This is a genomic window from Enterobacter cloacae complex sp. CDL013, assembly GCF_049238805.1.
Lineage (GTDB): Bacteria > Pseudomonadota > Gammaproteobacteria > Enterobacterales > Enterobacteriaceae > Enterobacter > Enterobacter hormaechei_C.
In genome coordinates, this window is the sequence record NZ_JBMKGT010000002.1 from 148,660 (window position 1) to 169,816 (window position 21,157).

A 21,157-nucleotide genomic window follows, 5' to 3' on the forward strand; every position below is an offset into this window, starting at 1 on the left:
CTCCCCTGAGGGGAGAGGGGACAGCTCCGAGCCGTCTTTTCACCCTCGCCCCTTTGGGGAGAGGGCCGGGGTGAGGGGTAAGGGTTACACCCAGTCCCGAACCCGAATAAACTCACTTAAGGCAGCCTCCGGGCTGCCTTCTTTTGGCGCGTAGCTGTATTCCCAGCGCACCAGCGGCGGCATCGACATCAGAATGGACTCCGTGCGCCCACCGGTTTGCAGGCCAAACAGCGTCCCGCGATCCCATACCAGGTTAAACTCCACGTAGCGCCCGCGGCGGTAAAGCTGGAACTCACGCTCGCGCACGCCGTAGTCGGTGTTTTTGCGGCGTTCGACAATCGGCAGATAGGCATCGGTAAAGCCTTCACCCACCGCGCGCATAAAGCTGAATGCGGTATCAAAATCCGGGGTGTTGAGATCGTCAAAGAACAGTCCGCCGATGCCGCGCTGCTCGTCGCGGTGCTTCAGATAGAAATAGTCATCGCACCACTTTTTGTATTTCGGGTAAACGTCTTCGCCAAACGGCAGGCAGAGGTCGCGCGCGGTGGTGTGCCAGTGCACGGCGTCCTCTTCGAAGCCATAGTAAGGCGTTAAGTCGAAACCGCCACCAAACCACCAGACCGGATCGGCCCCCGGTTTTTCCGCGATGAAAAAGCGCACGTTGGCGTGGCTGGTTGGCACAAACGGGTTATGCGGATGCACCACCAGCGAGACGCCCATCGCCTCGAAGCTGCGGCCCGCCAGTTCAGGCCGATGCGCCGTGGCGGACGCTGGCATTGCATCACCGTGGACGTGGGAGAAGTTGACCCCGGCCTGTTCAAAAATACCGCCGTTACGCAGCACGCGGCTGCGCCCGCCGCCGCCCGCTTCGCGCTGCCAGGCGTCTTCCTGAAATTCACCGCCGTCTGCGGCGGAAAGTTTCTGGCAAATCGCGTCCTGTAGCTGCATCAGGAAAGTTTTGACCAGCTGTGCATTCGGTTTCATCAACGTTTCCTGGAGTGCGCTTTTTGATTATCGAACCAGTTGAAATAACTGATGACCCCGGAGGCGATGGCGTTCGCGATCTTCTGACGAAACGCCTTAGTGCCGAGTAAACGCTCTTCTTCCGGGTTGGTAATGAACGAGGTTTCCACCAGCACGGACGGTATGGACGGGGACTTCAGCACCACAAACGCGGCCTGCTCGGTGCTTTTGCTGTGCAGACGGTGCACGGGCTTAATCCGTTTAAGGATATGCGAGCCGAGCGTCAGGCTGTTTTTGATGGTATCGGTCTGCACGAGATCAAACAGAACCTGCTGTAACAGATGGTCTTTGTCGGTAGCTTTTTTCCCGGCCACTTCATCCGCCCGGTTTTCACGATCGGAGAGGTATTTCGCCATGGCGCTACTGGCGCCACGGTTGGAGAGAGCGAACACCGAGGCGCCTGCGGCGGAAGGGTTTGTGAAGCCATCCGCGTGAATGGACATAAACAGGTCTGCGCCGTGCTTGTGGGCAATCTCCACGCGATCGTACAGCGGGATAAACGTGTCGCCCGTGCGCGTCAGGCGGGCGTCAATACCGTTGCTGCGTAAAATTGCGCGCACATTTTTTGCAATTGCCAGCACGACGTGTTTTTCTTTCGAACCGTTTCGGCCAATGGCGCCGGTGTCGATCCCGCCGTGGCCTGGATCGAGCATGACCAGACGCTTTGCGCCGGCTTTTTTGGTTTTCGGCTTGCTGTGTCCGTTACTGGTTTTAAGCGTGCTCTCTTCTTTTGCCTGAGCCTGCTTTGCGATACCCGATAACGTTAAGGCCGCCAGCCCCGCTTTGAGAACCTGACGACGCGATGTGAGTGCTTTTAATGGTTTGAATGTGCTCATGCGGCCTGAATTGTAAAAATTGGGGTCCTGGTGTTATATCGTATCGCGTTTTGCGTGACGACATTCCTTATTGAGAATTGTTTTACTTTTCATTTCAATACGTGACAAAGTGACATTATGCCAAATTTTGGCGAGTTTTTCCCCGGTTATTGGCTAAATGCCTTGTTCACGCCATAATCACTGTTTTTAAACCCGAAAAGGCGGTTAATACCATGGAGATACGCGTTTTTCGCCAGGAAGATTTCGAAGAGGTGATCACCCTTTGGGAGCGCTGCGATCTGCTGCGTCCGTGGAACGATCCGGAGATGGACATCGAACGGAAGGTGAATCACGACGTCAGTCTGTTTCTGGTCGCTGAGGTCAACGGCGAAGTAGTCGGGACGGTGATGGGCGGGTACGACGGCCACCGCGGCTCGGCCTACTATCTGGGCGTGCACCCGGAATACCGCGCGCGCGGCATCGCCAACGCGCTGCTTAACCGTCTGGAAAAGAAGCTGATCGCCCGTGGCTGCCCGAAAATCCAGATTATGGTCCGGGAAGATAACGACGTGGTGCTGGGCATGTATGAACGTCTGGGCTACGAGCATGCGGATGTACTGACGCTGGGTAAGCGCCTGATCGAAGATGAAGAGTACTGAGTTCCACCCTGGCGACTATGATGTTCACGGTCGTCTGCGTCTGCCTTTTTTGTTCTGGTGCGTTCTGCTGTTGCAGGCCCGCACCTGGGTGCTGTTCGTGATGGCTGGCGCGTCGCGCGGGCAGGGCGATACGCTACTGAATCTCTTTTATCCCGATCACGATGCGTTCTGGCTGGGGTTACTGCCCGGTGTACCGGCGGTGCTGGCGTTCCTGTGCAGCGGACGGCGGCAGTTCCTCCCGCGCTTCTGGCGCGCACTTCGCTGGCTATTGATTCTGGCGCAGGTTGTGCTCCTGGTCTGGCAGCCCGTGCTCTGGCTGTACGGCGAGCCGCTATCAGGTATCGGGATTGCGCTGGTGGTGGCGGATATTGTCGCGCTGCTGTGGCTGGTCACGAATCCCCGTTTACGCGCCTGTTTTACGCAAGAGCCAGATTAAAACGGCACTTTTTGCCGATACTGCACTCCAACAAGCGTTGATTTACTACGTAAGGACGTCTCAATGAAATCGCTGCGTTTACTTTTATGCGCTCTCCCGCTGGCGTTAACCGGCTGTTCCACGCTCTCATCCATCAACTGGTCTGCGGCCTATCCGTGGAACTGGTTTGGATCCTCAACGGAAGTGACCGAGCAGGGCGTGGGCAAAATTACCGCCTCGACGGCGCTGGATCAGGATGCCATTCAGGATGCCATCGGCAGTGATTATCGCCTGCGCAGCGGCATGAAAACCGAGAACGGCAACATCGTGCGCTATTTCGAAGCGTTGAAAGACGACAATGTGGCGATGGTCATCAACGGCGATAAAGCTACGGTCAACCGCATTGCGGTGATGGATGAAGAGATCCCGACCTCAGGTGGCGTGAAGGTAGGTACGCCGTTTGGCGAGCTCTACCAGAAAGCGTTTGGCCACTGCGCCAGTGTGCCGTCGGAGGAGAGCGTGGCGGTCGAGTGTAAGGCCGACGGCAGCCAGCACATTAGCTATGTATTCAGCGGCACCTGGAACGGTCCGGAAGGGTTAATGCCGTCTGACGACACCCTGAAAAAGTGGAAAGTGAGCAAAATTATCTGGAAGCAGTAATTTGCGCCTGAGCAAGCCGCCTCGCTGAAATCCAGGTATAATAGCCGCCATCAATGCCACGCAGTCGTGGCATCTTTTTTTCAGGAGGAGCGATGTCTCAGGTTCAGAGTGGCATTTTGCCAGAACATTGCCGCGCGGCGATTTGGATTGAAGCCAACGTCAAAGGGGATGTGGATGCCCTGCGCGCGGCCAGCAAAGTTTTCCTTGATAAACTGGCCACCTTCCAGGCCAAATTCCCCGAAGCCCATCTGGGCGCGGTGGTTGCCTTTGGCAATACCGTCTGGCGTCAGCTGAGCGGCGGCGAAGGCGCAGAAGAGCTGAAAGATTTTATTCCTTATGGCAAAGGTCTTGCGCCTGCCACCCAGTATGACGTCCTGATCCATATCCTCTCCCTGCGCCACGACGTGAACTTCTCCATCGCTCAGGCAGCGATTGAGGCCTTTGGTGACAGCATCGACGTGCAGGAAGAGATCCACGGTTTCCGCTGGGTGGAAGAGCGCGATTTGAGCGGCTTCGTCGACGGCACCGAAAACCCGGCCGGGGAAGAGACGCGCCGCGAGGTGGCTGTAATCAAGGATGGCGTTGACGCGGGCGGCAGCTACGTGTTCGTCCAGCGCTGGGAGCATAACCTCAGGCAGCTCAACCGCATGAGCGTGCATGACCAGGAGATGATGATTGGCCGTACCAAAGATGCCAATGAAGAGATTGACGGCGATGCGCGTCCGGTCACGTCCCACCTGTCCCGCGTTGACCTTAAAGAAGACGGTAAGGGGCTGAAGATTGTTCGCCAGAGCCTGCCGTACGGCACCGCGAGCGGTACGCACGGCCTTTACTTCTGCGCTTACTGCGCGCGCCTCTACAACATTGAACAGCAGCTGCTGAGCATGTTTGGCGATACCGACGGCAAGCGTGACGCCATGCTGCGCTTCACCCGTCCGGTGACTGGCGGCTACTACTTTGCGCCGTCCGTTGAGCGCCTGCTGGCGCTGTAAATCGCTCTCCATTCGTAGGCCGGGTAAGCGTTAGCGCCACCCGGCAATTTCTCTCGCACCCTTATTCCCTTTTCTGCTTCTAAATCACCAAACGGTATATAAAACCGTTACTCCTTTAGACTCCGTTATAAATATTATGACTATAAGATAGTCATCACATTTATAAGGGTGCGCAATGGCCGTTACTGTACTGAAAAAAGGATCGCTGGCACTGGCAGGTTTACTGCTGGTGGCGCAGGCGCAGGCAACCGAGTTGCTGAACAGTTCTTATGATGTTTCGCGCGAGCTGTTTGCCGCCCTTAATCCCGCATTTGAACAGCAGTGGGCGAAAGAGAACAACGGCGACAAGCTGACCATCAAACAGTCGCACGCTGGCTCATCCAAGCAGGCGCTGGCCATTTTGCAGGGGCTGAAAGCCGATGTGGTGACCTACAACCAGGTCACGGATGTGCAGATCCTGCACGACAAAGGCAAGCTGATCCCGGCGGACTGGCAAAGCCGCCTGCCGAACAACAGTTCGCCGTTCTACTCCACCATGGGCTTCCTGGTGCGCAAGGGCAACCCGAAAAACATACACGACTGGAACGACCTGGTGCGTTCTGACGTCAAGCTGATCTTCCCGAATCCGAAAACCTCCGGCAACGCACGTTACACCTATCTGGCGGCGTGGGGCGCGGCGGACAAAGCTGACGGTAACGATAAAGCGAAAACCGAACAGTTTATGACCCAGTTCCTGAAAAACGTCGAGGTGTTTGATACCGGCGGCCGGGGCGCAACCACCACTTTCGCCGAGCGCGGGCTGGGCGACGTGCTGATCAGCTTTGAATCCGAAGTGAACAATATTCGTAAACAGTACGAAGCGCAGGGCTTCGAAGTGGTTATCCCGAAAACCAACATTCTGGCCGAGTTCCCGGTGGCGTGGGTGGATAAAAACGTCAAAGCCAACGGCACTGATAAAGCGGCAAAAGCCTATCTCAACTATCTGTACAGCCCGCAGGCGCAGACGGTGATTACTGACTATTACTACCGCGTTAATAATCCGGACGTGATGAACAAGCTGAAAGACAAATTCCCGCAGACCGAGCTGTTCCGCGTGGAAGACCATTTCGGTGCCTGGCCTGAGGTGATGAAAACGCATTTTGCCAGCGGCGGTGAGTTAGACAAATTGCTGGCGGCGGGGCGTAAGTAATGTTTGCAGGATCAACAAGACGTGTGCTGCCGGGTTTTACCTTAAGCCTCGGGACCAGCCTGCTGTTCGTCTGTCTGATTTTATTGTTACCGCTCAGCGCTCTGGTGATGCAGCTCTCTGAGATGAGCTGGTCCCAGTACTGGGAAGTGGTCACCAATCCTCAGGTGGTGGCGGCCTATAAGGTCACGCTGCTGTCTGCGTTCGTGGCCTCGATTTTTAACGGCGTGTTTGGCCTGCTGATGGCGTGGATCTTAACCCGCTATCGCTTCCCGGGCCGCACGCTGCTCGACGCGTTGATGGATCTGCCCTTTGCCCTGCCGACGGCAGTGGCCGGTTTGACGCTGGCGTCGCTGTTTTCCGTGAACGGCTTTTACGGTGAGTGGCTGGCGAAGTTTGATATCAAAGTGACCTATACCTGGCTCGGTATCGCGGTGGCGATGGCCTTTACCAGCATCCCGTTTGTGGTGCGTACCGTGCAGCCGGTGCTGGAAGAGTTAGGACCTGAATACGAAGAGGCCGCGGAAACCCTGGGCGCCACGCGCTGGCAGAGTTTCCGTAAGGTTGTTCTGCCGGAACTTTCTCCGGCCTTGCTGGCGGGGGTGGCGCTCTCCTTTACCCGCAGCCTCGGTGAATTTGGCGCGGTCATTTTTATCGCCGGGAACATCGCGTGGAAAACCGAAGTGACCTCGCTGATGATTTTTGTCCGTTTGCAGGAGTTTGATTATCCGGCCGCGAGCGCGATTGCCTCGGTGATCCTTGCCGCGTCGCTGCTGCTACTGTTTTCGATTAACACTCTGCAAAGTCGCTTTGGTCGACGTGTGGTAGGTCACTGATGGCGGAAGTTACGCAATTGAAGCGCTATGACGCGCCCCGCATCAACTGGGGCAAATGGTTTCTGATTGGTACCGGCGTGCTGGTCTCCGCATTCATTCTCGTCGTGCCGATGGTGTACATCTTCGTACAGGCCTTCAGCAAAGGGATTATGCCCGCGCTGCAAAATCTGGCCGATCCGGACATGCTCCACGCCATCTGGCTGACGGTGATGATTGCCCTGATCACTGTCCCGGTGAATCTTTTGTTTGGCGTATTGCTGGCCTGGCTGGTAACGCGCTTTAACTTCCCGGGGCGTCAGCTGCTGCTGACCCTGCTGGATATCCCGTTTGCGGTGTCTCCTGTGGTGGCGGGTCTGGTTTATCTGCTCTTCTACGGCTCCAATGGCCCGCTGGGCGGCTGGCTGGATGAACACGACCTGCAAATCATGTTCGCCTGGCCGGGGATGGTGCTGGTGACCGTCTTTGTCACCTGTCCGTTCGTGGTGCGCGAGCTGGTGCCAGTGATGCTCAGCCAGGGCAGCCATGAAGATGAAGCCGCGGTGCTGCTCGGCGCTTCCGGCTGGCAGATGTTCCGCCGCGTCACGCTGCCGAATATCCGCTGGGCACTGCTTTACGGCGTGGTGCTGACCAACGCCCGTGCGATCGGTGAGTTTGGCGCGGTGTCGGTAGTATCCGGCTCGATTCGCGGCGAAACCCTGTCGCTGCCGTTACAGATTGAATTACTGGAACAGGACTACAACACTGTCGGTTCCTTTACTGCCGCAGCGTTGCTGACGCTGATGGCCATTTTGACCCTGTTTTTGAAGAGTGTGGTGCAGTGGCGTTTAGAGAATCAGGAAAAACGTCAGCATCAGGAGGGAAATCATGAGCATTGAGATTGCCAATATTAAGAAGTCTTTTGGTCGCACCCAGGTGCTGAATGATATCTCGCTGGATATCCCTTCCGGACAAATGGTGGCGCTGCTGGGGCCGTCTGGCTCCGGTAAAACCACGCTGCTGCGTATTATCGCCGGGCTTGAGCACCAGACCAGCGGACATATCCGCTTCCACGGTACGGACGTGAGCCGCCTGCATGCCCGCGACCGTAAAGTGGGCTTTGTATTCCAGCATTACGCGCTGTTCCGCCACATGACGGTATTCGACAACATTGCGTTTGGCCTGACCGTGCTGCCGCGTCGTGAACGTCCAGATGCCGCCGCCATCAAAGCGAAAGTGACCAAACTGCTGGAGATGGTGCAGCTTGCACATCTGGCGGACCGCTTCCCGGCTCAGCTTTCCGGCGGGCAGAAGCAGCGCGTGGCGCTGGCGCGTGCGTTAGCCGTTGAACCGCAAATCCTGCTACTGGACGAACCGTTTGGCGCGCTGGATGCGCAGGTGCGAAAAGAGCTGCGTCGTTGGCTGCGTCAGCTGCATGAGGAACTCCAGTTCACCAGCGTTTTCGTGACCCACGATCAGGAAGAGGCGATGGAAGTGGCCGACCGCGTGGTGGTAATGAGTCAGGGCAACATTGAGCAGGTTGACGAGCCAGAGCAGCTCTGGCGTGAACCGGCGACCCGCTTTGTGCTGGAGTTTATGGGAGAAGTAAACCGCCTTCAGGGCACCATTCGCGGCGGTCAGTTCCACGTTGGCGCGCACCGCTGGCCGCTGGGGTATACCTCCGCGCATCAGGGGCCGGTGGATCTATTCCTGCGTCCGTGGGAAGTGGACGTCAGCCGCCGTACCAGCCTGGATTCACCGCTTCCGGTGCAGGTGCTGGAAGCTAGCCCTAAAGGTCACTACACCCAATTAGTGGTACAGCCCCTGGGCTGGTACACCGAGCCGCTGACCGTGGTTATGCGTGACGACGAGCCGCCGCACCGGGGGGAACGCCTGTTTGTGGGGCTGCAACACGCGCGCATTTATCACGGCAACGAGCGCATCGAGACGCGCGAGGATATTGCTCTGGCGGAGTCAGCCTGATAGGTTATTGAGTATGTTTTTCGCCCGGTGGCGTGATGCTTACCGGGCTTTTTATTGAGTAAAAATCGTGAATACACTCGAACACACCATCGGCAACACCCCTCTGGTCAAACTTCAGCGCATGGGGTGTGACAACGGCAGCGAAATCTGGGTCAAACTTGAAGGCAATAACCCGGCGGGGTCGGTGAAAGACCGGGCGGCGCTGTCGATGATTGTTCAGGCCGAAAAGCGCGGCGAGATAAAGCCCGGCGATGTGCTGATCGAAGCCACCAGCGGTAACACCGGTATCGCACTGGCGATGATAGCCGCCCTGAAAGGCTATCGTATGAAGCTGCTGATGCCGGATAACATGAGCCAGGAGCGCCGTGCCGCCATGCGTGCCTACGGGGCCGAGCTGATTCTGGTGAGCAAAGAGCAGGGGATGGAAGGGGCGCGAGATTTAGCGTTAGCGATGGCGGAGCGCGGGGAAGGCAAGCTGCTCGACCAGTTTAATAACCCGGACAACCCGTACGCGCACTACACCACCACCGGCCCGGAAATCTGGCAGCAAACCGCCGGGCGCATCACCCACTTTGTCTCCAGCATGGGGACCACGGGCACGATCACCGGTGTGTCACGCTTTCTGCGTGAACAGGATAAGCCAGTGACGATTGTCGGCCTGCAACCGGAAGAGGGGAGCAGTATTCCGGGCATCCGCCGCTGGCCGGCGGAGTATATGCCGGGCATCTTTAATGTGCAGCTTGTGGACCAGGTGCTGGATATTCATCAGCGCGAGGCGGAAAATACCATGCGTGAGCTGGCCGTACGTGAAGGCATCTTCTGCGGCGTCAGCTCTGGCGGTGCCGTAGCGGGCGCGATCCGGGTGGCTGAGTCCACGCCGGGAGCGGTGGTCGTAGCGATTATTTGCGATCGCGGCGACCGTTACCTGTCTACCGGCGTCTTTGGTGAAGAGAGTTATTCGCAGGGGGCGGGGATTTAAGCGTCATGGAGATGATTTTATTCCGGGATAACACCCGGGCGCAGCAAACCGATATTGTCGCCGTACAGTCGCAGGTGGTGTACGGCAGCGTGGGAAACAGCATCGCGGTGCCGAATATTCGCACCCACCGGCTGAACGTTACCGCCGTGCCGACGGTGCTGTTCAGCAATACGCCACACTACGACACCTTCTACGGCGGGGTGATCCCGGACGAGTGGTTCAGCGGCTACCTGAAGGCGCTGGAAGAGCGTGAGATTTTACGCGAGTTAAAAGCGGTGACAACAGGGTATATGGGCAGTGCCAGCCAGATCGTGCTGCTGGCGCAGTGGCTGAAGGCGATCAAAGTGCAACATCCCGATCTGCTGGTGCTGGTTGACCCGGTAATCGGGGATATCGACAGCGGGATGTACGTGAAGCCGGATATTCCTGAAGCTTACCGTGAGCATCTGCTCCCGCTGGCCCAGGGCATTACGCCCAACGTGTATGAACTGGAAGTGCTGAGCGGCAAACCGTGCCGTACGCCGGAGAGCGCCATTGCCGCCGCGCAGGGGCTGCTGTCCAACTCGCTGAAATGGGTGGCTATCACTAGTGCGCCAGTGGCTGACGATCCGCAAAATATCCACGTCGTGCTGGTAAGCGAGGAGGGCGTTACCGTAAGCGCACACCCGCGCGTTGAGACGGACCTGAAAGGGACGGGGGATCTGTTCTGTTCGGAGCTGGTGAGCGGTATCGTCGGGGGTAAAACCGTGGCCGACGCCATTCGCATGGCGGGCGACAGGGTGACTGACGTGATGATCTATACGCAGTCGAAAGGCTATGACGAGCTTATCCTGCCTGCATAAACAAAAATGGCGCCCGAAGGCGCCATTTTACCGTGCGGCAAGAATTACTTCTTGATGCGGATAACCGGGGTTTCACCCACGGTAACGCTGCCAGACAGTTTGATCAGTTCTTTGATTTCGTCCATGTTGGAGATAACAACCGGAGTCAGGGTAGACTTCGCTTTTTCTTCCAGCAGTGGCAGATCGAATTCAATTACCGGGTCGCCAACTTTAACACGCTGGCCTTCTTCCGCGATACGTTTAAAGCCTTCGCCTTTCAGTTCAACGGTGTCGATACCGAAGTGAACGAACAGTTCGATACCGCTATCGGATTCGATAGAGAACGCATGGTTGGTTTCAAAAATTTTACCGATGGTGCCGTCAACTGGAGCAACCATTTTGTTGCCAGTTGGTTTGATAGCAATGCCATCACCAACGATTTTCTCAGCAAACACTACATCCGGCACGTCTTCGATGTTGACGATCTCGCCGGAGAGCGGAGCAACAATCTCAATAGTTCCGGAGTCTTTCTTGTCATCAGAAACCAGAGATTTCAGTTTATCGAACAAACCCATGATCTTCTCCTAAGCAGTAAATTGGGCCGCATCTCGTGGATTAGCAGATTGTTTTTTCTTCAATGAACTTGTTAACCAGCGTCATTAACTCGTCCGTTGTCGGTTGAGCAAGAGCCTGCTCTGCTAACACCTTCGCATCTTCGAAGTTCGTGTTACGGATAATCTTCTTAATGCGCGGGATGGAAATGGCGCTCATAGAGAATTCGTCCAGACCCATACCCAGCAACAGAAGTGTAGCACGTTCGTCGCCTGCAAGCTCACCACACATGCCAGTCCATTTACCTTCTGCATGAGAAGCATCAATAACTTGCTTGATCAAATTCAGTACGGACGGTGACATTGGCTGGTAGAGATGTGAAATCATATCATTACCACGGTCAACTGCCAGGGTGTACTGCGTTAAATCATTGGTACCGATACTAAAGAAATCAACTTCTTTGGCTAAATGACGCGCAATGGTCGCGGCTGCCGGTGTTTCCACCATCACGCCGATCTCAATGGTTTCGTCAAATGCTTTACCTTCGTCGCGCAGTTCCTGTTTGTAGATTTCGATCTCTTTCTTCAGTGCACGCACTTCTTCAACAGAGATGATCATCGGGAACATGATGCGCAGTTTACCGAAAGCGGAGGCACGCAGAATAGCGCGAACCTGGTCACGCAGGATCTCTTTGCGATCCATGGCGATACGCACGGCACGCCAGCCCAGGAACGGGTTCTCTTCTTTCGGGAAGTTCATGTACGGCAGCTCTTTGTCGCCACCGATGTCCATGGTACGGACGATAACCGCCTGCGAGCCGCACGCTTCCGCAACCGCTTTGTACGCTGCAAACTGCTCTTCTTCCGTTGGCAGAGCGTCGCGATCCATGAACAGGAATTCAGTACGATACAGACCCACACCTTCCGCGCCGTTGCGCTCAGCGCCGTCAACGTCACGTACGGTACCGATGTTAGCGCACACTTCAACCTGATGGCCGTCCAGCGTGATGGCTGGCAGATCTTTCAGTTTAGCGAGTTCCGCTTTCTCGGTAGCAACCTGCTCCTGAACGGCGCGCAGTTGCTCGATCACATCGTTAGTTGGGTTGACGTAAACCACATTGTTTACGGCATCCAGAATCAGATAGTCGTCGTTTTTAACCTGAGAGGTAACGCTACCGGTACCCACAATGGCTGGCAGCTCCAGTGAACGCGCCATGATAGAGGTGTGGGAAGTACGTCCACCTGCATCAGTAATGAAACCCAGCACCTTGTTCAGGTTCAGCTGTGCGGTTTCAGACGGGGTCAGGTCAGCGGCAACCAGGATCACTTCGTCCTGAATCGCGCTCAGATCGATGATGGCCAGACCCAGGATATTGCGCAGCAGGCGCTTACCGATGTCACGTACGTCAGCCGCACGTTCTTTCAGGTATTCATCGTCCAGCTCTTCCAGGGCAGATGCCTGACCTTCGATAACTTCATGCGCAGCCGCGTCGGCTGTCATGCCTTTATCTTTAATCAGGGCTATGATTTCCTGCTCCAGCTCCTCATCTTCGAGCAGCATAATGTGCCCTTCGAAGATGGCTTCTTTTTCTTCACCGAAAGTTTCGCCAGCTTTAGTTTTAATCGCTTCCAGTTGCGCAGATGCCTTGGCACGACCGCTCAGAAAACGTTCAACTTCCTGATCAACCTTGTCGGCAGAAATTTTTTTCCGGTCAATGACGATTTCGTCTTCTTTCAGCAGCAATGCTTTGCCGAAAGCGATACCCGGGGATGCTAAAATGCCTGAAATCATAACCCTACCTTACTTGTGACTGATATTGAAAAGAACCCCGGTAAACTTACTCGAGTTCAGCCATCAGCTTAACCAGATGCTCAACTGCTTTCTGCTCGTCTTCACCTTCAGCGGAGATGGTAACAACGGTACCCTGAGTCAGGCCCAGAGTTTGCAGCTTGAACAGGCTTTTTGCGCTAGCGCTTTTGCCGTTGGAAGTCACAGTGATTTCAGAAGTGAAGCCTTTCGCTTCTTTAACAAACTGAGCAGCAGGGCGGGTGTGCAGACCGTTCGGAGCGGTAATGGTAACTTCTTGCTGGAACATTGTATTTCCCCAACTTATAGGTTTAGTGTTGTGGAACTAAAGTCTAGCCTGGCGACTTAACTTTAGCCTGTATAGTTAGCGCTGACGTTTCAATCGTCATTAAACATTATGCAGTGAAAGCAAGACTTGAACCAAATCATAAAATCGATTCAGCAGCGCTATTTCGTTCACCGATTAATTTCGCGCATCAAAATAATTGCTGGTTTAAATACCAGACCCAACGGGGTGAAGCAATGCCAGGAGGGGTAAAACTTTGAAGCAGGCCACAAAAAAGCACCTGAAAAGGTGCTTTTTTATGCGTTTTTAACATGCTGGCATCACTGTTGCAGTTCTTTCTCTGTGAAGAGATCGGCAAACAGTGCTGTGCTTAAGTAACGCTCACCCGAAGACGGTAGGATAACCACAATGTTCTTATTGGTAAAGGTTTCGTCTTCCAGCAGTTTGAGCGCTGCCGCAACCGCCGCACCGGAAGAGATACCCGCCAGAATGCCTTCCTCGTCCATCAGGCGACGCGCCGTAGAGATGGCTTCTTCATTGGTAATGGCGACCACTTTATCGATCAGCTTCAGATCGAGGTTGCCTGGAATAAAGCCAGCCCCGATACCCTGGATTTTGTGCGGACCTGGTTTGATCTCTTCGCCTGCCAGCGCCTGAGCGATAACCGGCGAGTCGGTTGGCTCAACGGCAACGGTAATCAGATCTTTTTTACCTTTCGTGCCTTTAATATAGCGAGACACCCCGGTCAGCGTACCGCCGGTGCCTACGCCGGAGATAAACACATCAACCTGACCGTCGGTATCTTCCCAGATTTCCGGGCCGGTGGTTTTCTCATGAATTTCCGGGTTGGCCGGGTTGCTGAACTGCTGGAGCAGCAGATATTTTGCAGGATCGCTGGCGACGATTTCTTCGGCCTTCTGAATCGCGCCCTTCATGCCTTTCGCGCCTTCGGTCAGGACCAGGTTCGCACCCAGCGCTTTCAGCAGCTTACGACGCTCAATGCTCATGGTTTCAGGCATAGTCAGCGTCAGCTTATAGCCACGCGCCGCCGCAACATAGGCCAGAGCGATACCGGTATTGCCGCTGGTGGGTTCAACCAGCTCAACGCCAGGTTTCAGCACGCCACGCTTTTCAGCATCCCAAATCATATTCGCACCGATACGGCATTTAACGCTGAAGCTTGGGTTACGAGATTCGACCTTCGCCAGAATGCGTCCATTACCGATACGGTTCAGTCGAACCAGGGGCGTATGACCGATAGTCAGCGAGTTGTCTTCATAAATCTTACTCATGGCCTGTCCTTAACTGTATGAAATTGGGATACCGACCCAGCATACCTGTTGAACAGGTATGGGGAAGTAAGGAAATCGCATATCTATATGCTGCAAGGAAATAATGGGGATCAGTATGGAATAAGGGGCGGCATAAGCCACCCCTCTTTTACACATTTTTGCATTACTTCCATAACGCGTTCTTAGCGCGGTAGCAGTCCACCCACATCGCCGTCGCGCCGCATACGGCAACGGGCATGATGAACAAATTCAGGAAAGGGATCATGGTGAACAGGCTGGTCAGCGCGCCAAACTGCATATTGGCAACCTTCTGAGTGCGCAGGGCAGTGCGCATCTCTTTAAACGGCACTTTGTGGTTATCGAACGGATAATCACAGTACTGGATAGCGAGCATCCAGGCGCTGAACAGGAACCACAGCACGGGCGCGACCGTCTGGCCAATCCCGGGTACAAAATAAAGGATAAGCAGCACAATCGCCCGCGGCAGGTACCAGGCGAACTTCTGCCATTCACGCTTCATGATGCGGGGGAGATCTTTCACGAGCCCCAATACGCCCGTGTCAGGTGGCGTCGCACCGGTCAGGCGCGCTTCAAGCTGTTCGGCCAGCAGACCGTTGAACGGCGCGGCTATCCAGTTTGCTATCGTCGAAAAGAAATAGCCGAAAACCAGCAGCACGGAGATAACCGCAATCGGCCAGAGCAGGTAGTCTAGCCACTGTAACCAGTCCGGCACATAGCTCATCAGGGAAGGGATCCACGTTTCCAGTCTGGTGAACAGCCACCAGAAGGCCCCGCCCATCAGAATAATGTTGATCAGTAACGGCAAAATAACGAAGCGTCGAATGCCCGGCAGGGAGACCAGTTTCCAGCCCTGAGAAAAGTACCAGACCCCGCTGCGTGGGGCAGAAGAAGATGTTGAAACCATACCAGGCTGTACTCCTTTTTACACAACCAGTGGAATTGCCCGCCTATATTATCCAGTTACGGGCCAATGACCAGTTCGGAAATGTTCGAAAAACCAGCAAAAAGCACGATTTAGTTCATCTTTATGCTGTGAATGCTCTGCATACACTTGCACTTGACGTAAACGGCAAATACTCTTAGTGAGTAAATGTTTGCCGTGGTGGCAAGGTGTTAGAACAACAGAGAATATAATGATGCAGGATTTGCGTCTGATATTAATCATTGTTGGCGCGATCGCCATAATCGCTTTACTGGTACATGGTTTCTGGACCAGCCGTAAAGAGCGTTCCTCTATGTTTCGCGATCGTCCACTGAAGCGCATGAAGTCCAGTCGTGACGACGATGACGTTGAAGACGACATCGACGGTCTTGACGACGACGGCGTGGGTGAAGTTCGTGTTCATCGGGTCAATACTGCGCCCGGCGCAGCGCATGGAGAGCATGAAGCCCCCCGCGCTCCGCAGCACCAGTATCAACCACCGTATGCCTCTGCCCAGCCGCGCCAGCCAGCGCCGCCGCCAGTGGAAGAACCTGTTCGTCATCCGCCGCACCAGCCTGTGCAACAGCAGCCCGTTGCGCCACAGCCTGTACAGCCGCAACCTGTCCAACAGCCTGCACAGCCAGTGCATCAGCCACAGCCAGTGCATCAGCCACAGCCTGTTCAGCAGCCGCAGCCGGTACAACAACCGCAGCCGCAGCCTGAACCGCCTGCGCCACAGCCCGCCCCGCGCGCTGAGCCAGAGCCGGTTGCAGAGCCAGAACCGGTTGTTGAAAAGCCGCAGCGTAAAGAAGCGGTGATCATTATGAACGTGGCTGCTCATCATGGCACCCATCTGAACGGTGATGTGCTGCTTAACAGCATCCAACAGGCAGGCTTCAAGTTCGGCGACATGAATATTTTCCATCGCCACCTGAGTCCTGACGGCAGCGGTCCGGCGCTGTTCAGCCTGGCCAATATGGTCAATCCAGGCACGTTTGACCCGGAAATGACCGGTGATTTCGTCACGCCAGGCGTTACGATCTTTATGCAGGTGCCGTCCTACGGTGACGAGCTGCAAAACTTTAAGCTGATGCTACAGTCCGCTCAGCACATCGCCGACGAAGTGGGCGGTGTGGTGCTCGACGATCAGCGTCGAATGATGACGCCGCAGAAACTGCGCGAGTATCAGGACCGCATCCGCGAAGTTAAGGAAGCGAACGCGTAATCGTCGCGTTAACTTCAACTCCTCCTCAACCCCCGCCTGTCGGGGGTTTTTCTCATTGATGGTGCGATATGGACTCAATCGAACAACAACTTACTGAACTGCGAACCACGCTTCGCCATCATGAATATCTCTATCATGTTATGGACGCACCGGAAGTGCCGGATGCGGAGTATGACCGCCTGATGCGTGAACTGCGCGAGCTGGAAGCGCAGCACCCCGAACTGATTACGCCCGATTCTCCAACGCAGCGCGTCGGTGCGGAACCGCTGGGCGCTTTCAGCCAGGTGCGCCACGAAGTGCCGATGCTGTCGCTGGATAACGTGTTTGATGAAGAGAGTTTTCTGGCTTTCAACAAGCGCGTGCAGGATCGCCTGAAGAGCGTCGACAATCTGAGCTGGTGCTGCGAGCTAAAGCTGGATGGTCTGGCCGTCAGTATTCTTTATGAGAACGGCGTGATGGTGCGTGCCGCAACGCGCGGCGACGGCACTACCGGGGAAGACATCACCACCAATGTGCGCACTATTCGTGCGATCCCGCTGAAACTGCGTGGCGATAACATTCCCGCCCGGCTGGAAGTGCGCGGGGAAGTGTTCCTTCCGCAGGCGGGCTTCGAGAAGATCAACGAAGAAGCGCGTCGTACCGGCGGGAAAGTGTTTGCTAACCCGCGTAACGCGGCGGCAGGTTCGCTGCGTCAGCTCGATCCGCGTATCACCGCGAAGCGACCGCTTACTTTCTTCTGCTACGGCGTCGGGATCCTGGAAGGCGGTGACCTGTCAGATACCCACCTGGGTCGTTTAATGCAGTTCAAAGAGTGGGGATTACCGGTAAGCAACCGCGTGCAGCTCTGCGACTCTCCGGAGGCGGTGCTGGCGTTCTATCACAAGGTTGAAGAAGCTCGTCCCACGCTCGGGTTTGATATTGACGGCGTGGTGATCAAGGTTAATTCGCTGGTGTTGCAGGAACAGTTGGGATTTGTGGCCCGTGCGCCACGCTGGGCGGTGGCCTTTAAGTTTCCGGCGCAAGAGCAGATGACCTTCGTTCGCGACGTGGAGTTTCAGGTCGGACGTACGGGGGCCATTACGCCTGTGGCGCGTCTGGAGCCTGTGCAGGTGGCTGGCGTGCTGGTAAGTAACGCCACGCTGCATAACGCCGATGAAATTGCGCGTCTGGGGCTGCGAATTGGTGACAAAGTGGTGATTCGCCGCGCGGGTGATGTGATCCCACAGGTGGTTAACGTTGTGGAGTCTGAACGTCCTGCCGACACCCGTGCCATAGAGTTTCCAGCCCACTGTCCGGTATGTGGTTCTGACGTTGAGCGCGTGGAAGGTGAAGCGGTAACGCGCTGTACGGGCGGGTTAATCTGCGGCGCGCAGCGTAAAGAGTCCCTGAAGCACTTCGTCTCCCGCCGGGCGATGGACGTGGACGGAATGGGTGACAAGATTATCGACCAGTTAGTTGAGAAAGAGTACGTCCATACGCCTGCGGACCTCTTTACCCTGACGGCAGGTAAGCTGACCGGTCTTGATCGTATGGGACCGAAATCTGCCCAGAACATTGTTAACGCGCTCGAGGCGGCCAAAAACACCACCTTTGCCCGTTTCCTTTACGCGCTCGGCATTCGTGAAGTCGGAGAGGCGACGGCGGCAGGGCTGGCGGCGTATTTCGGCACGCTGGACGCGCTGGAGAAAGCCACCATCGACGAGCTACAGAAAGTCCCTGATGTCGGCATTGTGGTCGCCACCCACGTTTTCAACTTCTTCGCCGAAGAGAGCAACCGTGAAGTGATCGGTAAATTACTGGAACAGGGCATTCACTGGCCCGCACCGGTAGTGGTTAATGCCGAAGAGATCGACAGTCCGTTTGCCGGTAAAACGGTGGTGCTGACCGGCAGCCTAAGTCAGCTTTCACGCGATGACGCGAAAGCGCGCCTGGTGGCGCTGGGGGCAAAAGTGGCGGGCAGCGTATCGAAGAAAACCGACCTGGTGATTGCCGGGGAAGCGGCCGGTTCGAAGCTGGCAAAAGCGCAGGAGCTTGGCATCGAGGTAATCGACGAAGCGGAAATGATGCGCCTGTTAGGAGAGTGACGTGGAAAAAGAGCAGCTCGTTGAGATCGCCAATACAGAGATGCCGTTCGGTAAATATAAGGGTCGCAGGCTGATTGATTTACCGGAAGAGTATCTGCTGTGGTTTGCCCGTAAGGATGAGTTCCCCGCCGGGCGTCTGGGCGAGCTGATGGCTATCACGTTACTGATCAAAACAGAGGGGCTGACCCAGCTGGTTCAGCCCCTGAAACGTCCTTAAACTTTCGCGGCGTGGGTCTCTTCCTGCGCCAGCTTTTCAGTCTGCGCCTTGTAACGCCGCGCCAGTACCGCACACACCATCAGCTGGATCTGATGGAAAATCATCAGCGGCAACACCATCATCCCAATGACGGACGTCGGGAACAGGATATTGGCCATCGGGATCCCGTTGGCGAGGCTCTTTTTCGATCCGCAAAATACAATGGTGATTTCATCGGCCTTGTTGAAGCCGCATTTGCGGGCCACAAAGACGTTAACCGCGATGACAATGGCCAGCAGAACGATGCTTACCACCACAATAAACAGCAGCGATCCAGCACCCACCCTGTGCCAGATGCCGTTCACCACGGCTTCGCTGAAGGCCGTGTAAACCACCAGCAGAATGGAGCTTTGGTCCGTTTTCCCGATCCATTTTTTATGTTTCGCCACAAACTCCCCAATCCAGGGACGGGATAAGTGTCCGAGCACAAACGGCAGCAGCAGTTGCAGACAAATTTTACCCACCTGCTCCAGATTGCCTTCCGCCCCGTGCATGTTCATCAGCAGACCGACCAGCAGCGGTGAAACAAAGATCCCGAGCAGGCTGGAAGCGGAAGCAGAACAAACCGCCGCCGCGACGTTACCGCCCGCCAGCGAGGTAAAGGCAATTGCAGACTGCACGGTGGCCGGCAAAATGCACAGATAAAGGAAACCGGTATACAGCGCCGGATCGACATTCACCGGCGCCCACCAGGCGAACAGAACGCCCAGAACCGGGAAGAGGATAAAAGTGCTGCACATTACCCACAGATGCAGTCGCCAGTGGCTACCGCCTGCAATAATGGCTTCCCGGGAGAGTTTGGCGCCATGCATAAAGAACAGCAGGGCAATAGCTGCCGTGGTCAGTCCTTCAATAACCGGAACGAAACTGCCCCGCGCCGGGAAGAACGAGGCCAGCAAGACGACACCAATCAGGGTCAGCGTAAACGGATCAAGGATACGAAAAAGTTTCATAATCACTCCTGAAAACAGATGCCGCTATTGTGCTTTCTTCCCTTTGAGAAATAAAATTGATTTATTGCATCCATTCATGAATTAAACAGATGAATTATTCGTTACGTCAGCTTCGCGTTTTCGTCACCGTCGCGCAGGCCCGCAGCTTTAGCCGGGCAGGGGAGATCATTGGCCTCAGCCAGTCGGCGGTGAGCCATAGCGTTAAGGAGCTTGAAACGCAAACGGGCGTGAAGCTGCTCGACCGCACGACGCGAGAAGTGGTGCTCACCGAAGCGGGACAGCAGCTGGCAATGCGTCTGGAGAGGCTGCTGGATGAACTGAACAGTACGCTCAGGGATGTCGGCCGGCTCGGACAACAGCTTTCCGGCACCGTGAGAGTGGCGGCGAGCCAGACGATTTCGGCGCATCTTATTCCCCAGTGCATCGCTGAAAGTAATCACCGCTATCCGGATATTGATTTTGTTTTGCATGACAGGCCGCAGCAGTGGGTACTTGAGAGTATCCGTCAGGGGGATGTGGATTTTGGCATCGTTATTGATCCCGGAGCGGTAAGCGACCTGGAATGTGAAGTGGTACTCTCGGAGCCCTTTTTATTGCTCTGCCGCGATGATGATCCTCTGGCATCGCTGCCGCAGGTGGCCTGGCAGGCCTTGCAGGGGGCAAACCTGGTGTTACAGGATTATGCATCAGGCAGCCGCCCGCTGATAGATGCCGCACTGACCGCGCAGGGTGTTAAGGCAACCATTGTGCAGGAGATCGGGCATCCTGCCACGCTGTTCCCCATGGTCGAAGCGGGGATTGGCATCAGCGTTCTGCCGGCGCTGGCGCTGCCACTGCCGCAGGGGAGTCGTTTAACGGTGAAGCGTTTCGTACCCTGTGTCGAACGCCAGCTGATGCTGGTACGCCGTAAAAACAGGTCTCTTTCCGGCGCGGCGCATGCCTGCTGGGATGTGGTGCGTATGCAGGCCGAACGTTTGATGGAGGCCCGCACACGTGATCCGCTTTTTAACGAAACCAATAATCAGACGTAGATATTAATCTGATGTTCTGCGGAGGGCTTATTGATGCCTTCCGCGACTGCCTCACCTTTTTCCTGCTTTGGCATCGCCTCTTCGGCCTGCTGACGCTGCAATTGCGCCAGCTGTGCCTGCAACATAGCCAGCTGAGATTCGAGTAATTCTTGCTGCTTTTGCTTTTCTTCTGCTGTGGCATCACCCATGGCCACTTCTTTGAGCTGCTGAGTGACTTTCGTTATCTGTTTGGTCAGACGGGTGATTTGAGAAGCAATGTCGTTTCCGCCGGAGCTGTTATCTACGCTGCCGATTTCCATCGCCGACAGAGAAACGGGCTTAAGAGTTGTCATATTGAGATCCTTTTCGCCATAAAATAGAGGTATCGGCAAAGAAGGCGTGAGC

23 protein-coding genes are annotated in these 21,157 nt (G+C 55.6%); 14 read left to right on the plus strand and 9 right to left on the minus strand.

Translation table 11 applies throughout. From position 1 onward, the window contains the following. Positions 1-84: 84 nt before the first annotated feature. The gene (gene hemF, locus ACOTXD_RS03725; protein WP_023325023.1) at positions 85-984 is read right to left on the minus strand and encodes an oxygen-dependent coproporphyrinogen oxidase; all 900 of its coding nucleotides are present in this window, start codon (positions 982-984) and stop codon (positions 85-87) included. Then, a complete protein-coding gene (amiA, locus tag ACOTXD_RS03730; protein ID WP_023306670.1) occupies positions 984-1,859 on the minus strand; it encodes an N-acetylmuramoyl-L-alanine amidase AmiA in 876 nt (291 codons plus the stop codon). The genes hemF and amiA overlap by 1 nt, the downstream gene beginning before the upstream one ends. Before the next feature lie 212 nt (positions 1,860-2,071). Between amiA and ACOTXD_RS03735 the strand changes: the two genes are divergently transcribed. From ACOTXD_RS03735 to pdxK, 10 genes are all read left to right on the plus strand, one after another. Further along, positions 2,072-2,497, plus strand: a complete 426-nt coding sequence (locus ACOTXD_RS03735; protein WP_003861292.1) for a GNAT family acetyltransferase — start codon at positions 2,072-2,074, stop codon at positions 2,495-2,497. Next, a complete protein-coding gene (locus tag ACOTXD_RS03740; RefSeq protein WP_023325021.1) occupies positions 2,484-2,933 on the plus strand; it encodes a DUF2919 domain-containing protein in 450 nt (149 codons plus the stop codon). Before ACOTXD_RS03735 ends, ACOTXD_RS03740 begins: the two co-directional genes overlap by 14 nt. Positions 2,934-2,996: 63 nt before the next feature. Further along, a complete protein-coding gene (locus ACOTXD_RS03745; protein WP_421766370.1) occupies positions 2,997-3,572 on the plus strand; it encodes an RpoE-regulated lipoprotein in 576 nt (191 codons plus the stop codon). 92 nt (positions 3,573-3,664) lie between these two features. Further along, positions 3,665-4,564: a Dyp-type peroxidase gene (locus ACOTXD_RS03750; protein ID WP_061856660.1), complete on the plus strand. Its 900-nt coding sequence runs from the start codon at positions 3,665-3,667 to the stop codon at positions 4,562-4,564. A gap of 175 nt (positions 4,565-4,739) precedes the next feature. Next, positions 4,740-5,753 (plus strand): sulfate ABC transporter substrate-binding protein, encoded by a 1,014-nt coding sequence (locus ACOTXD_RS03755; RefSeq protein WP_045894686.1) that lies wholly within the window; start codon positions 4,740-4,742, stop codon positions 5,751-5,753. Beyond that, positions 5,753-6,586, plus strand: coding sequence for a sulfate/thiosulfate ABC transporter permease CysT (cysT, locus tag ACOTXD_RS03760; protein ID WP_045330438.1), 834 nt, complete (start codon positions 5,753-5,755; stop codon positions 6,584-6,586). The genes ACOTXD_RS03755 and cysT overlap by 1 nt, the downstream gene beginning before the upstream one ends. Further along, positions 6,586-7,461, plus strand: coding sequence for a sulfate/thiosulfate ABC transporter permease CysW (gene cysW / locus ACOTXD_RS03765; RefSeq protein WP_023325019.1), 876 nt, complete (start codon positions 6,586-6,588; stop codon positions 7,459-7,461). Before cysT ends, cysW begins: the two co-directional genes overlap by 1 nt. Further along, entirely contained in the window at positions 7,451-8,545 is a 1,095-nt protein-coding gene (gene cysA / locus ACOTXD_RS03770; RefSeq protein ID WP_032659702.1) for a sulfate/thiosulfate ABC transporter ATP-binding protein CysA, read from the plus strand. Before cysW ends, cysA begins: the two co-directional genes overlap by 11 nt. A 67-nt stretch (positions 8,546-8,612) precedes the next feature. Continuing rightward, a complete protein-coding gene (cysM, locus tag ACOTXD_RS03775; protein WP_045337257.1) occupies positions 8,613-9,524 on the plus strand; it encodes a cysteine synthase CysM in 912 nt (303 codons plus the stop codon). A 5-nt stretch (positions 9,525-9,529) separates the two neighbouring features. Further along, positions 9,530-10,366 carry a pyridoxine/pyridoxal/pyridoxamine kinase gene (gene pdxK / locus ACOTXD_RS03780; RefSeq protein WP_003861313.1) on the plus strand — a complete coding sequence of 279 codons (837 nt, stop codon included), beginning with the start codon at positions 9,530-9,532 and terminating at the stop codon, positions 10,364-10,366. A gap of 44 nt (positions 10,367-10,410) precedes the next feature. Here pdxK and crr read toward each other — a convergent pair whose 3' ends face one another. The 5 genes from crr to cysZ all read right to left on the minus strand — a co-directional run bounded on the left by crr (position 10,411) and on the right by cysZ (position 15,206). Next, entirely contained in the window at positions 10,411-10,920 is a 510-nt protein-coding gene (crr, locus tag ACOTXD_RS03785) for a PTS glucose transporter subunit IIA (RefSeq protein WP_003861316.1), read from the minus strand. Positions 10,921-10,960: 40 nt separating this feature from the next. Continuing rightward, positions 10,961-12,688, minus strand: coding sequence for a phosphoenolpyruvate-protein phosphotransferase PtsI (gene ptsI, locus ACOTXD_RS03790; RefSeq protein WP_003861318.1), 1,728 nt, complete (start codon positions 12,686-12,688; stop codon positions 10,961-10,963). A 46-nt stretch (positions 12,689-12,734) separates the two neighbouring features. Then, positions 12,735-12,992, minus strand: a complete 258-nt coding sequence (ptsH, locus tag ACOTXD_RS03795) for a phosphocarrier protein Hpr (protein WP_000487600.1) — start codon at positions 12,990-12,992, stop codon at positions 12,735-12,737. Between the two features lie 317 nt (positions 12,993-13,309). Further along, positions 13,310-14,281 (minus strand): cysteine synthase A, encoded by a 972-nt coding sequence (cysK, locus tag ACOTXD_RS03800; RefSeq protein ID WP_006811453.1) that lies wholly within the window; start codon positions 14,279-14,281, stop codon positions 13,310-13,312. A 163-nt stretch (positions 14,282-14,444) separates the two neighbouring features. After that, on the minus strand, positions 14,445-15,206 hold the full coding sequence (gene cysZ, locus ACOTXD_RS03805) for a sulfate transporter CysZ (RefSeq protein WP_045343934.1): 762 nt from the start codon (positions 15,204-15,206) through the stop codon (positions 14,445-14,447). Between the two features lie 229 nt (positions 15,207-15,435). Here cysZ and zipA point away from each other — a divergent pair, with 229 nt between their 5' ends. The 3 genes from zipA to ACOTXD_RS03820 all read left to right on the plus strand — a co-directional run bounded on the left by zipA (position 15,436) and on the right by ACOTXD_RS03820 (position 18,750). Continuing rightward, entirely contained in the window at positions 15,436-16,449 is a 1,014-nt protein-coding gene (gene zipA, locus ACOTXD_RS03810; RefSeq protein WP_047055413.1) for a cell division protein ZipA, read from the plus strand. Between the two features lie 68 nt (positions 16,450-16,517). Beyond that, the gene (ligA, locus tag ACOTXD_RS03815; protein ID WP_126501123.1) at positions 16,518-18,533 is read left to right on the plus strand and encodes an NAD-dependent DNA ligase LigA; all 2,016 of its coding nucleotides are present in this window, start codon (positions 16,518-16,520) and stop codon (positions 18,531-18,533) included. 1 nt (position 18,534) lies between these two features. Next, positions 18,535-18,750 carry a DUF3820 family protein gene (locus ACOTXD_RS03820; protein ID WP_003861328.1) on the plus strand — a complete coding sequence of 72 codons (216 nt, stop codon included), beginning with the start codon at positions 18,535-18,537 and terminating at the stop codon, positions 18,748-18,750. Here the strand turns inward: ACOTXD_RS03820 and ACOTXD_RS03825 are convergent. Further along, entirely contained in the window at positions 18,747-19,742 is a 996-nt protein-coding gene (locus tag ACOTXD_RS03825; RefSeq protein ID WP_003861330.1) for a bile acid:sodium symporter family protein, read from the minus strand. The genes ACOTXD_RS03820 and ACOTXD_RS03825 overlap by 4 nt on opposite strands. A gap of 89 nt (positions 19,743-19,831) precedes the next feature. On the opposite strand from ACOTXD_RS03825, the gene ACOTXD_RS03830 reads away from it, so the two are divergent. After that, complete coding sequence (locus tag ACOTXD_RS03830) at positions 19,832-20,773, plus strand: LysR family transcriptional regulator (protein WP_003861331.1); 942 nt, start codon at positions 19,832-19,834, stop codon at positions 20,771-20,773. On the opposite strand, the gene ACOTXD_RS03835 is transcribed toward ACOTXD_RS03830, so the two are convergent. After that, positions 20,764-21,105, minus strand: coding sequence for a FlxA-like family protein (locus ACOTXD_RS03835; protein WP_003861333.1), 342 nt, complete (start codon positions 21,103-21,105; stop codon positions 20,764-20,766). The genes ACOTXD_RS03830 and ACOTXD_RS03835 overlap by 10 nt on opposite strands. Positions 21,106-21,157: the final 52 nt, after the last annotated feature.

Bases quoted from the DNA above. Each gene is read 5' to 3' on its own strand.
- crr (WP_003861316.1), bottom strand. From the start codon at position 10,920: ATGGGTTTGTTCGATAAACTGAAATCTCTGGTTTCTGATGACAAGAAA.
- ACOTXD_RS03745 (WP_421766370.1), top strand. From the start codon at position 2,997: ATGAAATCGCTGCGTTTACTTTTATGCGCTCTCCCGCTGGCGTTAACC.
- ptsH (WP_000487600.1), bottom strand. From the start codon at position 12,992: ATGTTCCAGCAAGAAGTTACCATTACCGCTCCGAACGGTCTGCACACC.
- ACOTXD_RS03835 (WP_003861333.1), bottom strand. From the start codon at position 21,105: ATGACAACTCTTAAGCCCGTTTCTCTGTCGGCGATGGAAATCGGCAGC.
- ACOTXD_RS03755 (WP_045894686.1), top strand. From the start codon at position 4,740: ATGGCCGTTACTGTACTGAAAAAAGGATCGCTGGCACTGGCAGGTTTA.
- hemF (WP_023325023.1), bottom strand. From the start codon at position 984: ATGAAACCGAATGCACAGCTGGTCAAAACTTTCCTGATGCAGCTACAG.
- cysK (WP_006811453.1), bottom strand. From the start codon at position 14,281: ATGAGTAAGATTTATGAAGACAACTCGCTGACTATCGGTCATACGCCC.
- amiA (WP_023306670.1), bottom strand. From the start codon at position 1,859: ATGAGCACATTCAAACCATTAAAAGCACTCACATCGCGTCGTCAGGTT.
- zipA (WP_047055413.1), top strand. From the start codon at position 15,436: ATGATGCAGGATTTGCGTCTGATATTAATCATTGTTGGCGCGATCGCC.
- cysZ (WP_045343934.1), bottom strand. From the start codon at position 15,206: ATGGTTTCAACATCTTCTTCTGCCCCACGCAGCGGGGTCTGGTACTTT.
- ACOTXD_RS03830 (WP_003861331.1), top strand. From the start codon at position 19,832: ATGAATTATTCGTTACGTCAGCTTCGCGTTTTCGTCACCGTCGCGCAG.
- ptsI (WP_003861318.1), bottom strand. From the start codon at position 12,688: ATGATTTCAGGCATTTTAGCATCCCCGGGTATCGCTTTCGGCAAAGCA.
- ACOTXD_RS03735 (WP_003861292.1), top strand. From the start codon at position 2,072: ATGGAGATACGCGTTTTTCGCCAGGAAGATTTCGAAGAGGTGATCACC.
- ligA (WP_126501123.1), top strand. From the start codon at position 16,518: ATGGACTCAATCGAACAACAACTTACTGAACTGCGAACCACGCTTCGC.
- cysT (WP_045330438.1), top strand. From the start codon at position 5,753: ATGTTTGCAGGATCAACAAGACGTGTGCTGCCGGGTTTTACCTTAAGC.
- pdxK (WP_003861313.1), top strand. From the start codon at position 9,530: ATGGAGATGATTTTATTCCGGGATAACACCCGGGCGCAGCAAACCGAT.
- ACOTXD_RS03740 (WP_023325021.1), top strand. From the start codon at position 2,484: ATGAAGAGTACTGAGTTCCACCCTGGCGACTATGATGTTCACGGTCGT.
- cysW (WP_023325019.1), top strand. From the start codon at position 6,586: ATGGCGGAAGTTACGCAATTGAAGCGCTATGACGCGCCCCGCATCAAC.
- cysA (WP_032659702.1), top strand. From the start codon at position 7,451: ATGAGCATTGAGATTGCCAATATTAAGAAGTCTTTTGGTCGCACCCAG.
- ACOTXD_RS03825 (WP_003861330.1), bottom strand. From the start codon at position 19,742: ATGAAACTTTTTCGTATCCTTGATCCGTTTACGCTGACCCTGATTGGT.
- ACOTXD_RS03750 (WP_061856660.1), top strand. From the start codon at position 3,665: ATGTCTCAGGTTCAGAGTGGCATTTTGCCAGAACATTGCCGCGCGGCG.